The organism is Streptomyces sp. NPDC059373 (genome assembly GCF_042751495.1).
Taxonomy (GTDB): domain Bacteria; phylum Actinomycetota; class Actinomycetes; order Streptomycetales; family Streptomycetaceae; genus Actinacidiphila.
In genome coordinates, this window is record NZ_JBHYXC010000010.1 from 58,807 (window position 1) to 73,233 (window position 14,427).

Annotated in this window: 7 protein-coding genes; 6 read left to right on the forward strand and 1 reads right to left on the reverse strand. The window is 68.2% G+C overall.

The features are described from left to right. Positions 1-15: 15 nt before the first annotated feature. The 5 genes from ACFXJ5_RS16750 to ACFXJ5_RS16770 all read left to right on the forward strand — a co-directional run bounded on the left by ACFXJ5_RS16750 (position 16) and on the right by ACFXJ5_RS16770 (position 6,100). Positions 16-1,287, forward strand: coding sequence for an extracellular solute-binding protein (locus tag ACFXJ5_RS16750; RefSeq protein ID WP_384631132.1), 1,272 nt, complete (start codon positions 16-18; stop codon positions 1,285-1,287). Positions 1,288-1,365: 78 nt separating this feature from the next. Then, positions 1,366-2,370 (forward strand): carbohydrate ABC transporter permease, encoded by a 1,005-nt coding sequence (locus ACFXJ5_RS16755; protein WP_384631133.1) that lies wholly within the window; start codon positions 1,366-1,368, stop codon positions 2,368-2,370. 25 nt (positions 2,371-2,395) lie between these two features. Further along, positions 2,396-3,322, forward strand: a complete 927-nt coding sequence (locus tag ACFXJ5_RS16760) for a sugar ABC transporter permease (RefSeq protein WP_384631134.1) — start codon at positions 2,396-2,398, stop codon at positions 3,320-3,322. 139 nt (positions 3,323-3,461) lie between these two features. Next, a complete protein-coding gene (locus tag ACFXJ5_RS16765; protein WP_384631135.1) occupies positions 3,462-5,081 on the forward strand; it encodes a glycoside hydrolase family 13 protein in 1,620 nt (539 codons plus the stop codon). A 23-nt stretch (positions 5,082-5,104) separates the two neighbouring features. Continuing rightward, positions 5,105-6,100 (forward strand): LacI family DNA-binding transcriptional regulator, encoded by a 996-nt coding sequence (locus ACFXJ5_RS16770; RefSeq protein WP_384631136.1) that lies wholly within the window; start codon positions 5,105-5,107, stop codon positions 6,098-6,100. A gap of 254 nt (positions 6,101-6,354) precedes the next feature. Here ACFXJ5_RS16770 and ACFXJ5_RS16775 read toward each other — a convergent pair whose 3' ends face one another. Beyond that, positions 6,355-8,535: a carbohydrate-binding module family 20 domain-containing protein gene (locus ACFXJ5_RS16775; protein WP_384631137.1), complete on the reverse strand. Its 2,181-nt coding sequence runs from the start codon at positions 8,533-8,535 to the stop codon at positions 6,355-6,357. Positions 8,536-8,974: 439 nt separating this feature from the next. Here ACFXJ5_RS16775 and pulA point away from each other — a divergent pair, with 439 nt between their 5' ends. Beyond that, entirely contained in the window at positions 8,975-14,362 is a 5,388-nt protein-coding gene (pulA, locus tag ACFXJ5_RS16780; protein WP_384631262.1) for a pullulanase-type alpha-1,6-glucosidase, read from the forward strand. The last annotated feature ends 65 nt before the right edge of the window (positions 14,363-14,427 follow it).

Consider the following 14,427-nt stretch of genomic DNA (forward strand, 5'->3'; position numbering starts at 1 on the left):
CTCAAGGAGAACCTCATGCGGCGTGGCATAGCGGCCACAGCGCTGGTGGCGTCCGTCGCCCTCGCGGCGACGGCGTGCGGCGGCAGTGGCAGCGGTGACAAGGCGAGCGGCCCCGTCACCATCACCTGGTGGGATACGTCGAACTCCACCAACGAGGCCCCGACGTACAAGGCCTTGGTCAACGAGTTCAACAAGGCGAACCCCTCCATCAAGGTCAAGTACGTCAACGTCCCCTTCGACTCGGCGCAGAACAAGTTCGACACCGCCGCCGGCAGCAAGGGCGCCCCCGACGTGCTGCGCTCCGAGGTGGGCTGGACCCCCGCCTTCGCCAAGAAGGGCTACTTCCTGGCCCTGGACGGCACCGCCGCGCTCGCCGACAAGAGCAAGTTCCAGGCCAGCCTCGTCACGCAGGCCCAGTACGACGGCAAGACGTACGGTGTGCCGCTGGTCACCGACACCCTCGCCCTGGTCTACAACAAGGCCGTCTTCAAGCAGGCCGGCATCACCGCCGCCCCCAAGACCTGGGACGAGCTGAAGGCCGACGCCAAGCTCGTCAAGCAGAAGGCGAAGGTCGACGGCTTCTGGCTGAACACCGCCGCCTACTACGCGCAGCCGTTCCTGTACGGCGAGGGCGTCGACATGGTGGACACCGCCAGCAAGAAGATCACCATCGACGGTGCCGCCGCCAAGAAGGGTCTCGCGACCTGGCAGAGCATGTTCTCCGGCACCGGCCTGCACAAGGCCGACATCACCGCCGACGCCTACGCCCACATCGAGGACGCCTTCGTCAACGGCAAGGTCGCCTCGATCATCCAGGGCCCGTGGGAGATCACGAACTTCTACAAGGGCTCGGCCTTCTCGGACAAGAGCAACCTCGGCATCGCCGTCCTCCCGGCCGGCTCCTCCGGCTCGGCCGGCGCCCCCACCGGCGGTCACAACCTCGCGGTCTACGCGGGCTCGGACAGTGCCCACCAGCAGGCCTCCATCACGTTCGTCAAGTGGATGACCTCCGCGAAGACCCAGACGCAGATCGCGCTGAAGAACGCCACCCTGCCGACCCGCTCGGACGCCTACACCGCCGCGGTCACCGCCGACCCGGGTGTCGCCGGCTTCCAGTCGGTGCTGTCCTCCGCCCAGCCGCGCCCCGCGCTGCCCGAGTACAGCTCGCTGTGGGGCCCCCTCGGCACCGAGCTGACCAAGGTCGCCGGCGGCAAGGAGAGCCTGGACAGCGGCCTCAGCAACGCCGACACGGCCATGGCCAAGCTCCTCCCCGACTACAGCAAGTGATGTGAGCGGCCGCCGGCCCCGCCCCCACCGGGCGGACCGGCGGCCGGCCCGTTGTCGAAACCGAGAAGGTGTCCCACGATGACAGTCGCCGTCGAGGGCGGCGCGGCCGCAAAGAGCCGCGGTGCCCAGGGGCCGCGTAACGGCCCGTTCGAGCGCCTCAGGCGCTCCTACCAGAAGCACTGGTACGCGTACGTGATGATCGCCCCGGTGATCGTCGTGCTCGGCGTGCTGGTCGGGTACCCGCTCATCCAGGGCATCTACCTGACACTCACCGACGCCAACAGCCTCAACTCGTCGCGCACCATCGGCGTCAACCACATCGACGCCACCTACCACTTCATCGGCTTCGGCAACTACGCCGACATCCTGTGGGGCCCCACCTCCTGGGACCGCTTCTGGTCGCACTTCATCTGGACCATCTTCTGGACCTTCGCCTGCGTGGTCCTGCACTACACCTTCGGCCTGTCACTGGCCCTGCTGCTCAACCAGAAGCTGCGCGGCCGCACCTTCTACCGGATGATGCTGATCCTCCCCTGGGCGGTGCCGACCTTCGTCACCGTCTTCTCCTGGCGGATCATGCTCAGCGACTCCGGGGTGATCAACTCGATCCTCGGCGGCCTCCATCTGCCCCAGCCACAATGGCTGGAGGACACCAGCTTCCAGCGGACCGCCGCCATCATGGTCAACACCTGGGTCGGCGTCCCCTTCATGATCGTCTCGCTGCTCGGCGGTCTGCAGTCCATCCCCTCCGAGCTGTACGAAGCCGCCGAGATGGACGGCGCCAACGCCTGGCAGCGCTTCCGCAACGTCACCCTGCCGGGGCTGCGCTCGGTCAGCAGCACGGTGGTCCTGCTGGGCGTCATCTGGACCTTCAACCAGTTCGCCATCATCTACCTGCTGTTCGGCAGCAACGCGCCCGACGTCCAGATCCTGGTGACCTGGGCCTACTACCTCGGCTTCGGCCAGCAGCCCCGCGACTACGCCCAGTCCGCCGCGTACGGCGTGCTGCTGCTGTCCATCCTGATCGTCTTCACCTCCTTCTACCGACGCTGGCTGGCCCGCAATGAGCAGCTCGCCGGCTGACGCCGACAAGGAAGGGACCTCCACCATGAGCACCACCACCGAGATCACCGCCCCTGGCGCCGCCGAGCCCGCCCCCGCCGCCGGTTCCGGGCGATCCGGCCGACCGGCCCGGGTGCGGCGCCGCGGAGAGCGCAGCCGTACGGCCACGATCCTGACGCACGGCGCGCTGATCACCGCCAGCCTCGTCGCGGTCTTCCCGATCGCCTGGCTGATCTTCCTGTCGCTCGGCCCGGACAAGGACGACTACCTGCACCCCGGCCGGATCCTCGGCAAGTGGGGCTTCGACAACTACTCCTTCGTCCTGCAGCACACCAGCTTCTTCACCTGGTTCGGCAACACCTGCCTCATCGCCTTCGCCACCAGCGTGATCGGCGTTGGTATCGCCGCGACCACGGGCTACGCGGTGTCCCGGATGCGCTTCCCCGGCTACCGGAAGTTCATGTGGGTGCTGCTGGTCACCCAGATGTTCCCGATCGCCGTGCTGATCGTCCCGATGTACACGATCCTCGGCGACCTCGGCCTGATCGACACCTACAGCGGCCTCGTCCTGGTCTACTGCACCACCGCCGTGCCGTACTGCGCCTGGCTGCTCAAGGGCTACTTCGACACCATCCCCTTCGAGATCGACGAAGCCGGCCGCGTCGACGGCCTCAGCCCCTTCGGCACCTTCTGGCGCCTCATCCTCCCGCTGGCCCGCCCGGGCCTGGCCGTGGCGGCCTTCTACACCTGCCTCACGGCGTGGGGCGAGGTCGCCTTCGCCAACACGTTCATGCTCGACGACCAGAAGTACACGCTCGCGGTGGGCCTGAGCAGCTTCATCAGCGAGCACGACTCACAGTGGAACTACATGGCCGCTACGGCTGTGCTCATCGCGATCCCGGTGAGCCTCGTTTTCTACGTCGTGCAGAAGCACTTGGTCACCGGCCTCACCGCCGGCGCCGCCAAGTCCTGACGCCGGGGGCTCCGCCCCCGGACCCCGGTCCTCAAACGCCGGACGGGCTGAATGTGCCCCCGGGCTGGCACAACCCGGCCACGGCCCGCAGGCCGCTCACGAAACCGCACCCCCCACGAACCCGCGAACCAAGGACGTCATGACCCAGCACCTGGACCTCGACCAGGCCCTGACCGAAGCCGAGGCCGAGGCCACCGACACCGGTTGGTGGCGAAGCGCTGTCATCTACCAGGTGTATCCGCGCAGCTTCGCCGACGGCAACGGCGACGGCATGGGCGACATCCCCGGCATACGCGAGCGTCTCCCGTATCTGAAGGACCTCGGGGTCGACGCCGTGTGGCTGAGCCCCTTCTACGCCTCGCCGCAGGCCGACGGCGGCTACGACGTGGCCGACTACCGGGCCATCGACCCGATGTTCGGGACGCTGCACGACGCGGACGGGCTGATCCGGGACGCGCACCGCCTGGGCCTGCGCATCATTGTCGACCTGGTCCCCAACCACTCCTCCGACCAGCATGAATGGTTCAAGCGGGCACTGCGCGAGGGCCCCGGCTCGGCGTTGCGCTCGCGCTACCACTTCCGGCCGGGGAAGGGCGAGAACGGCGAACTCCCCCCGAATGACTGGGAGTCGGTCTTCGGTGGGCCCGCATGGACGCGGGCGGAGGACGGGGAGTGGTTCCTGCATCTGTTCGCGCCCGAGCAGCCGGACTTCAACTGGGAGCACCCCGCCGTCCGCGACGAGTTCCGCTCGATCCTGCGCTTCTGGCTCGACATGGGCGTCGACGGGTTCCGGATCGACGTCGCGCACGGTCTGGTGAAGGCCGAGGGGCTGCCCGACATCGGCGACCATGAGCAGCTGAAGCTGCTTGGCAACGATGTCCTGCCCTTCTTCGACCAGGACGGGGTGCACGAGATCTACCGCTCCTGGCGGCTGATCCTGGAGGAGTACGACGGCGAGCGCATCGGCGTCGCCGAGGCCTGGACCCCGACCGTCGACCGCACGGCGAACTACCTGCGGCCGGACGAGCTGCACCAGGCCTTCAACTTCCAGTACCTGAGCACCGGCTGGGACGCGGTGGCGCTGCGCGAGGTCATCGACCTGTCGCTGGACGCGATGCGCCCGGTCGGCGCGCCGACGACGTGGGTGCTGTCCAACCACGACGTCGTACGGCACCTCACCCGCCTCGGCGGCGGGGTGCGGCGGGCCAGGGCGGCCTCGCTGCTGATGCTGGCGCTGCCCGGTTCGGCGTACATCTACCAGGGCGAGGAGCTGGGCCTGCCCGAGGTCACCGGGCTGCCGGACGAGGTACGCCAGGACCCCGCGTTCTTCCGGGCCGCGGGGCAGGACGGCTTCCGGGACGGCTGCCGGGTGCCGATGCCGTGGACGGCGGAGGGGACGTCGTACGGATTCGGGGCGGGCGGCAGCTGGCTGCCGCAGCCGGCGGAGTGGGAGCAGCTCAGCGTCGAGGCGCAGAGCGGCGACCCGGACTCCACGCTGGAGCTGTACCGCAGCGCGCTGGCCGTACGCCGCGAGCAGCCCGGGCTCGGTGCCGGAACGGCGGTGGAATGGACCGGGGCACCGGCAGGGGTGCTGGCCTTCCGCCGGCCCGGCGGCTTCGCGTGCACGGTGAACACCACGGGCGAGCCGGTGACGATCCAGGCCCCCGGCAGGGTGCTGCTGGCCAGCGCGCCGGTCGAGGTGGGGGCGGAAGGCGTTATCGCACTTCCGGCCGACACGACCGTTTGGTGGGCTGTCTGACCTCGCTCGCATAAAGTCGGGCCGTGAACACAGCGCGACTTGCGGACATCGCGGCACAGGCAGGGGTCAGTGAGGCCACCGCCAGCCGCGTCATGAACGGGAAGCCCGGAGTCGCCGCCGCCACCCGGCAGAAGGTGCTGGCGGCGCTCGACGTCCTCGGCTATGAGCGGCCACTACGGCTGCGGCAGCGCAGCGCCGGGCAGATCGGGCTGATCACTCCTGAGCTGAGCAACCCGATCTTCCCGGCATTCGCGCAGGTCATCGAGCAGAATCTGACCGGCTGCGGCTACACGGCCGTGCTCTGCACCCAGCACCCCGGCGGCGCCACCGAGGACGAGTTGGTGGAGGCGCTGGCCGAGCGCGGAGTCATGGGCATCGTCTTCCTGTCCGGACTGCACGCCGACCTGAACTCCGACCCCGAGCGCTACGCCAAGCTCGTCGGCCGGGGCGTGCCGTACGTCCTGATAAACGGATACAACCCGGCCGTCGCCGGCCCCTTCGTGTCCCCGGACGACCGTGCCTCGGCCCGGATGGCCGTGCAGCACCTCGTCGACCTCGGCCATGAGCGGATCGGTCTCGCCGTCGGGCCGAATCGTTTCGTGCCGGTACGGCGCAAGGTGGAGGGCTTCATGGCGGCGCTGGGGGAGGGGGCGCTGGTGCAGCACACCCTGTTCTCGGTCGAGGGGGGCCACGCGGCGGCCGGGGCGCTGCTCGACAAGGGCTGCACCGGCATCATCTGCGGCAGCGACCTGATGGCGCTGGGCGCGGTCCGGGCGGCGCGCGAGCGCGGGTTGACGGTGCCGGGCGACGTCTCGGTGGTGGGTTACGACGATTCGCCGCTGGTCGCGTTCACCGACCCGCCGCTCACCACGATCCGGCAGCCGGTCGAGGCGATGGGCGCGGCCGCGGTCAACGCGCTCCTGGAGGAGATCGGCGGAAACCCGGTGCAGCGCGCCGAGTTCGTCTTCCAGACCGAGCTGGTCGTACGCGGTTCCACCGCCCAGATGCGCAGCCGCTGAGCGGCGGTTGATGAGGCCGGACCCGGGGCCTGCCCCAGGGTGGGGCGGCGGGGTGGTGATGTCGACCCCGGGTCCTGCCCCGGTCCTGGGGACCGGGCCGATCGGCCGGGCGCGTGGGACCTGCGCGGTGAACCCCCGTACTCCGCGCGGACCCCCGGCCGATCGGACCGGGCTGGAGAGGAACGTAACAGCGATGCAAGCCCTTGCGAAAGCCCTCGGTTAGAAACTTTCTGCAAGATCCTGCAAGGATCTCTTTACTTCCAGGTGTCGCTGGTCGTGTAGCCCGACGACGTGCCCGTGGTGTACGAGCGATTGTCCCCGGACTCCCAGGTCACGTTCCCGTTCGCGTCCTTCTTGATGTACTTGTACGTGAAGGACGTGCTCTGCGGCACGATCGCGAGCTTGCTCCAGGTCGGGTAGTTCGTCGAGGACAGCGGGATCGCGTCGTCGGTGTCCCAACTGCCGAGCGAGGCGATGGAGCCCACGACGTAGACATTGGTCCCGGAGATGGTCGTCGCCGTCTCGTTGAAGGTCACGTCGGTGGCGGAGGCGCCGGCCACGTTCCAGCTGTTGTTGAGGGTCACCGCCGAAGTGCCGGTGGTGGCCGATCTGTTGGCGTTGGACTCCCAGGTGACGTTTCCGGAGGAGTCCTTCTTGATGTACTTGTACTCGAAGCTGCTGCTCGCCGGCACCGAGACGGCCTTGGTCCAGATCGGATAGCCGCCTGACGAGAGCTGGATGGCGCTACTGGTGTCCCAGTTGCCCAGTGCGGAGTTCGAGCCGACCACGTAGACGTTGGTGCCGGTGTCGGTGGACGCGTACTCGTTGAAGGTCGCGGTGACGGTCGAGCTGGTCGACGTGGCCGTGGCCGTGGTGGTGGCTGTCGCGGTGGCGGTGGCCGTCGGGGTGCTGGTGGCGGTGGCGGTGGCGGTGGGCGTTGCCGTGGCCGACGATGACGGCGAGGTGTAGGTGCCGGTGTGGATCGCCACCGCGCTCATGGCGGGGACGGTGATGGTCGCCGAGCCGCTGGAGACGGTGACCTTGTCCGCGCAGTCGGTGATGACGTTGCAGTAGGTGCCGTCGGCCAGGTTGGTCGCGTAGGTGTAGGTGGCCGAGCTGGAGGTGTTGTTCATGGCGATGAAGCCGGTGGTGCCCCGACTGAAGCCGATGACATTGCTCGCCTTGGCCTGGAAGTTGGTGTACGAGGCCGAGCCGACGGCGTTGTGCCACTCCACCATGCCCTTGACGGCGGTGTTGCGGTCCAGGCAGGTCCAGCCGCTGGAGCAGTCGGTGTTGGTGACGAAGCCGCTGGAGTTCGGCGGGGCCTGGTCGCTGGTGGTCCAGTTCCAGCTGGCGTAGATCGAGGGGGAGGTGCCGTAACTGCGGGCCAGTTCGTAGATGTTGGCCAGGGTGGTCTGGTCTCCGCCCTGCAGGGTCAGCGTGTAGCCGTTGCGGTCGGTGTCGTGGTTGGTGACGAAGGTCGCCGAGGAGCCCTCGTCCACGAAGCCCCAGGTCGAGCCGAAGGTCTCCAGGTTGGAGATGCTGCCCTGGAACTGCGCCTTGAGCTTGTTGGCGTAGACGAAGTCCAGGACGTCGCCTGTTCCTTCGTAGGAGGCGGCCGTGGGTGTGGTGCCCGGGTAGACCTCCTGGAAGACGTACGGCGCGCTGCCCGAGGTGGTGTTGTTCAGGTACCCCTCGATGGCGGCGAGGTCGGTGGTCGGGATGTGCTTGGCGGCGTCGATGCGGTAGCCGTCGACGCCCAGCGCGGTCATCTTGTTCAGGTAGCCCGCGATGCCCTGGCGGACATTGGTGTTCTCGGTCTTCAGGTCGGGCAGGCCGAGCAGCTCGCAGTTCTGGACCTGGGAGAGGTTGGAGTAGTCCAGGATGGTGCCGTCGGACGAGGTGCACTCCGAGTGGTGGTAGTCGGCGTAGTCCCAGTCCGGGGTGTCGTACTTCGTGGTGATGGTGGTGCCGTTGTAGCCGGTGCCGGTCTGGGCGGCGGTGTGGTTGATCACCGCGTCGACGTAGACCTTGATGCCCGCGTTGTGGCAGGTGGTGACCATGTTCGCGAACTGGGTCGCCGTCCCGAAGCGGCTGTTGAGGTTGTACGAGTACGGCTGGTAGACGTCCCACCAGTAGTAGTTGGACTGCTTGAGGGACTCGGCGGGCGGGGCGACCTGGACGGCGCCGTAACCGGCCGGGTCGAGGACGTTGGTGCACTCGGAGGCGACCGAGTCCCAGTTCCATTCCCAGAGGTTGGCGATGACGTCGCCGTTGGCCACGCCGGTGTCGGTGGCGGCGTGCGCCTGGGTGGCCGGCAGTGCGGCGACGCCGCCGAGGGCGAGGGCGGCGGCGAGGGCGAGGGCCCCGGCGGAGAGCCGGGTCCGTATGCGGCTGCGTGGTGGTGGCGTCGGGGTTTCGAGTGTGCGGCTCATGGCAGTGCGGCTCTCCTGGGGTTGGTCCAATGGAGTGCGTTGAACGCGACAGTGAGCGTGCGACCGTGAACGATGCACGTCAATAGCTTGGTTGAAAGTTCTTGCTGTGAATTGCAAGCGCTTGCGCAGTGGTTGAGGGTGCCTGCGGGCGTCTTCGCAGCCCGGCGCACCTGTCCCCGAACCCGGTGCGGCGAGCCGATTCCTGGAAATCCTTGCGACATCTTGCTGTAAGGCCCGCGTAAGCGATACCGTCCGGCTCAAGTCCGGCACCGACGCCGGATGGCACCCGGCTCATGCGCGTGGGTACCGGGCGCGAGCGTCACTGGCGGTTCAGAGGGGGATCGCCAGCGGCACAACCGTCCGCACACGGATTCCGCAAGGAGATCGCCCCGTGGCCCAGCAGTCCTGGCTGTCTGTGTTCGCTGCGCGCGCCCGGCGCGTGCGCAGCAGACGCAACACCGTAGCCGTCGCCCTGGCGGCACTCGCCGCCGCCTTCATACAGCCCGTCGCCGCCCGCGCGGCCACCCCGCAGGCCCCGCCGTCCGACCGCACGCTGGTCGCGCAGGCCGCCGCCCGCAACGACCTGACCCGCGAGCAGTTCTACTTCGTCATGCCGGACCGTTTCGCCAACGGCGACACGTCCAACGACAAGGGCGGCCTCACCGGCACCCGGCTCACCACCGGCTACGACCCCACCGACAAGGGCTTCTACCAGGGCGGCGACCTCAAGGGCCTGACCAAGCGGCTCGACTACATCAAGGGCCTCGGCACCACCTCCATATGGATGGCGCCGATCTTCAAGAACAAGGCCGTCCAGGGCACAGGTGACAACGCCTCGGCCGGCTACCACGGCTACTGGATCACCGACTTCACCCAGGTCGACCCGCACTTCGGCACCAACGCCGACCTGAAGAACCTGATCTCCAAGGCCCACGACAAGGGCATGAAGGTCTTCTTCGACGTCATCACCAACCACACCGCCGACGTCGTGGACTACGAGCAGCAGTCCTACGGCTACCTCTCCAAGGGCGCCTTCCCGTACCTGACCAAGGACGGCGTGCCCTTCAACGACTCGGACTACGCCGACGGGACGAAGACCTTCCCCGCCGTGGACACCGGCTCCTTCCCGTACACCCCGACGGTGACCTCGCAGAGCAAGGTCCCGTCCTGGCTCAACGACCCGACCATGTACCACAACCGGGGCAACTCCACCTTCGCCGGCGAGAGCGCCGACCAGGGCGACTTCTCCGGCCTCGACGACCTGTGGACCGAGCGCCCCGAGGTCGTCAAGGGCATGGAGAAGATCTACGAGAAGTGGGTCAAGGACTTCGACATCGACGGCTTCCGGATCGACACCGTCAAGAACGTCGACATGGCCTTCTGGACCCAGTGGGCCACCGCCCTCGACGCGTACGCGGCCCAGCACGGCCGCAAGAACTTCTTCCAGTTCGGCGAGGTGTACTCCGCCGACACGTCCGTCACCTCGCCCTACGTCACCCAGGGCAAGCTCGACGCGACCCTCGACTTCCCGTTCCAGGAAGCCGCCCGCGAATACGTCTCACAGGGTGCATCGGCGGCCAAGCTCTCCTCGGTCTTCGCCGACGACTACAAGTACACGTCGGGCACGTCCAACGCCTATGAGCAGGTCACCTTCCTCGGCAACCACGACATGGGCCGCATCGGGTACTTCCTCAAGACCGACAACCCCGGCGCCACCGACGCCGAGCTGGTCAAGAAGGACAAGCTCGCCAACGAGCTGATGTTCCTCAGCCGGGGCAACCCCGTCGTCTACTACGGCGACGAGCAGGGCTTTACCGGCTCCGGCGGCGACAAGGACGCCCGCCAGACGATGTTCGGGTCGAAGGTCGCCGACTACCTCGACGACGACGAGCTCGGCACCGACCGCACCGCCGCCTCCGACGCGTACGACACGAGCGCGACGCTCTACCGTTCCATCGCCGCCCTCGCCAAGCTGCGCAAGCAGAACCCGGCCCTCACCGACGGCGTCCAGGTCGAGCGCTACGCGGCCGACGGGGCCGGCGTCTACGCCTTCTCCCGCACTCTCGCCTCGGACGGCGTGGAGTACGTCGTCGCCGTCAACAACGCGACGACCGCCAAGAGCGTGGACCTGTCCACGTACTCGTCCGGAGTGGGCTTCAAGGAGATCTACGGCGGCTCGGACGACGTCACCTCAGGCGCCGACAAGAAGATCACCGTCGACGTCCCGGCCATGTCCGCCGTGGTCTACAAAGCGACGAAGCGCCTTGCCGACGCGACCGGAACCCCCGCCATCACCCTCACCGCCCCCGACGCGGGCGCCACCGGCACCGTCACCGTCTCCGCCGACATCGACGCCCAGGCGCTGAGCCGCGTCGTCTTCGCCGCCCAGGTCGGTAACGGCGACTGGCAGGTCCTCGGCTCCGCCGACCACGCCCCGTACCAGGTGACGCAGACCATCGGCGACGACGTCGCACCCGGAACGGCCGTCCGCTACAAGGCCGTTGTCGTAGACACCGGCGGCCATACGGCAAGCGCCCTCGCGCAGACGACCAGCGGCACCCCGCCCGCGGCGGCGACCCCGACCGCCACCCAGCGGGACTACGCGATCGTCCACTACAAGCGCACCGACGGCGACTACACCGACTGGCGGCTCTACGCCTGGGGCGACATCGCCGACGGCGAGTCCACCACCTGGCCCGAGGGCCACAACTTCATCGGCCGCGACGCGTACGGCGCCTTCGCCTACGTCAAGCTCAAGGCGGGCGCGAGCAGCGTCGGCTTCCTGGTCATCGACAAGGACGGCAACAAGGACGTCTCCGCCGACCGCACCATCGACGTCAGCCAGACCGGCGAGGTCTGGGTCTCACAAGGCAACGCGGACGTCCTGACGAAGGCCCCCGACGGCGCCTACCCGGCCCAGGACACCACAAAGGCGGTCATCCACTACCACCGCGCCGACGGCGACTACAGCGGCTGGGGCCTGCACGTCTGGACCGGCGCCGCCACCCCCACCGACTGGTCCAGCCCCCTGGCACCGGTGAGGACCGACGCCTATGGCGCGGTTTTCGAGGTACCCCTCACCGACGGGGCGACATCGCTCAGCTACATCATCCACAAGGGCGACACCAAGGATCTCGACGCCGACCAGTCCCTGGACCTCTCGACGTACGGTCACGAGGTGTGGCTCCTGAACGGAACCCAGAAATACCTGCTGCCGTCCACCGCCGGCTCCTCCGCCGACCTCGACCTCTCCGCCTCGAAGGCCCAGTGGATCGACCGGAACACCGTCGCCTGGGACACCAGCACCACGGCCGCCGCGAGCTACCAGCTCGTCTACGCTCCCGACGGCGGCATCACAGTGAAGGACGGCGCCCTGTCGAGCGAGGGCCACTGGCTGCGCCTCCAGCCGGTCTCCGGCGGCCTCACCGACGCCCAGAAGGAACGGTTCCCGCAGCTCAAGGACTACGCCGCCTTCACCGTCGACCAGCGCGACCGCGACCGGATCGGCAACGCCCTGACCAGCCAGATCATCGCCACCCAGCGGCTCGCCAACGGCGCCCTGCTCGCCGCCACCGGCGTCCAGACGCAAGGCGTGCTGGACGACATCTACGCCGCCAAGGCCGGCAACGCCTCACTCGGCCCGGTCTTCAGGAACGGCACGCCGACGCTCTCCGTCTGGGCACCCACCGCCCAGTCCGTCGCCCTGGACCTGGACGGCACGACGGTCGCCATGAAGCGCGACGCCGGCAGCGGCGTCTGGAGCGTCACCGGCAGCAAGTCCTGGACCGGCAAGCCCTACCGGTACGTCGTCAAGGTGTGGGCGCCCAGCACCCAGAAGGTCGTCACCAACACGGTCACCGACCCCTACTCGGTTGCCCTCACCACCGACTCCAAGCGCAGCCTCGTCGTCGATCTGGACGCCAAGTCCCTCGCCCCCAGCGGCTGGACGAGCCTCACCAAACCCAAGGCCGTCTCCCTCAACAACGCCCAGATCCAGGAACTCCACATCCGCGACTTCTCCTCCGAGGACACCACCGTCCCGGCGGCGGACCGCGGCAAGTACACCGCCTTCACCGACACCGACTCGGCGGGCATGAAGCACCTCAAGGCGCTCGCCAAGTCGGGCGTCAGCTACGTCCACCTCCTCCCGGCCTTCGACTTCGCGACGGTCGCGGAGAACACGGCGGACCAGGCGGTGCCGGACTGCGACCTCTCCTCGTACGCCGCCGACTCCGACAAGCAGCAGGAATGCGTCAGCGCGGTCGCTGCCAAGGACGCGTACAACTGGGGCTACGACCCGCTGCACTACACCGTGCCGGAAGGCTCCTACTCCACCGACCCCGACGGGACGAAGCGCACCGTCGAGTTCCGCAGGATGGTGCAGAGCCTCAACACGGCAGGTCTGCGGGTCGTCATGGACGTGGTCTACAACCACACCGCCGCCTCGGGTGAGGACGACAACTCCGTCCTCGACCAGATCGTGCCCGGGTACTACCAGCGGCTGCTGGCCGACGGCTCGGTGGCCAACTCCACGTGCTGCAGCAACACGGCGACCGAAAACGCGATGATGGGCAAGCTGGTCGTCGACTCGGTCGTCACCTGGGCCAAGGAGTACAAGGTCGACGGCTTCCGCTTCGACCTCATGGGCCACCAGCCCAAGGCCAACATCCTCGCCGTGCGCAAGGCGCTGGGCGCGCTGACGCTCAGCAAGGACGGTGTCGACGGCAAGAAGATCATCATGTACGGCGAGGGCTGGAACTTCGGCGAGGTCGCCGACGACGCCCGCTTCGTCCAGGCCACCCAGAAGAACATGGCCGGCACCGGCATCGCCACCTTCTCCGACCGGGCGCGCGACGCGGTGCGCGGCGGCAGCCCCTTCGACTCCGACCCCGGCGTCCAGGGCTTCGCCTCCGGCCTCTACACCGACCCCAACACCTCGACGGCCAACGGCACCGAGGCCGAGCAGAAGACCCGCCTCCTCCACTACCAGGACCTCATCAAGGTCGGACTGACCGGCAACCTGAAGAACTTCACCTTCACCGACTCCGACGGCAAGGAAGTCAAGGGCTCCGAGGTCGACTACAACGGCACAGGAGCCGGCTACGCGGACGCCCCCGGCGATTCGGTGGCCTACGTCGACGCCCACGACAACGAGACCCTCTACGACGCCCTCGCCTACAAGCTCCCCTCCGGCACCTCGGCGGACGACCGCGCCCGTATGCAGGTGCTGGCCGAGGCGACGGCCGCGCTGTCGCAGGGACCGGCGCTGTACCAGGCCGGATCCGACCTCCTGCGCTCCAAGTCCCTCGACCGCAACTCGTACGACTCCGGCGACTGGTTCAACGCCATCCACTGGGACTGCTCCACCGGCAACGGCTTCGGCCGCGGTCTGCCCCAGGCGACGGACAACGCGTCCAAGTGGCCATACGCCAAGCCCCTGCTGGGCATCAGCTCGCTCAAGGCGGCCTGTTCGCAGATCGACTGGGCCACGGCGGCCTACCAGGACCTCCTCAAGATCCGTTCCACGGAGTCCGCGTTCGGCCTCACCACCACCTCCGCGGTCCAGGACCAGCTCTCCTTCCCGCTTTCGGGTAAGGACGAGACGCCCGGCGTCATCACCATGAAGCTCGGCAAGCTCCTCGTCGTCTTCAACGCCACCCCGCAAAGCCAGGACCAGCAGGTCACCACCCTGGCCGGCAAGACCTACGCCCTCCACCCTGTCCAGGCCAACGGCTCCGACGCCACTGTCAAGAAGTCCTCGTACGACTCCACCACCGGCACCTTCACGGTCCCAGCCCGAACGGTGGCGGTCTTCGCCCAGAAGTAACCGCCCCGTCTTCTCCGCCCCACGAACGCGGCCCGCCCGGAGAGCTCCGAGCTCCCCGGGCGGGC

Bases quoted from the DNA above. Each gene is read 5' to 3' on its own strand.
- ACFXJ5_RS16775 (WP_384631137.1), bottom strand. From the start codon at position 8,535: ATGAGCCGCACACTCGAAACCCCGACGCCACCACCACGCAGCCGCATA.
- ACFXJ5_RS16755 (WP_384631133.1), top strand. From the start codon at position 1,366: ATGACAGTCGCCGTCGAGGGCGGCGCGGCCGCAAAGAGCCGCGGTGCC.
- ACFXJ5_RS16760 (WP_384631134.1), top strand. From the start codon at position 2,396: ATGAGCACCACCACCGAGATCACCGCCCCTGGCGCCGCCGAGCCCGCC.
- ACFXJ5_RS16750 (WP_384631132.1), top strand. From the start codon at position 16: ATGCGGCGTGGCATAGCGGCCACAGCGCTGGTGGCGTCCGTCGCCCTC.
- ACFXJ5_RS16765 (WP_384631135.1), top strand. From the start codon at position 3,462: ATGACCCAGCACCTGGACCTCGACCAGGCCCTGACCGAAGCCGAGGCC.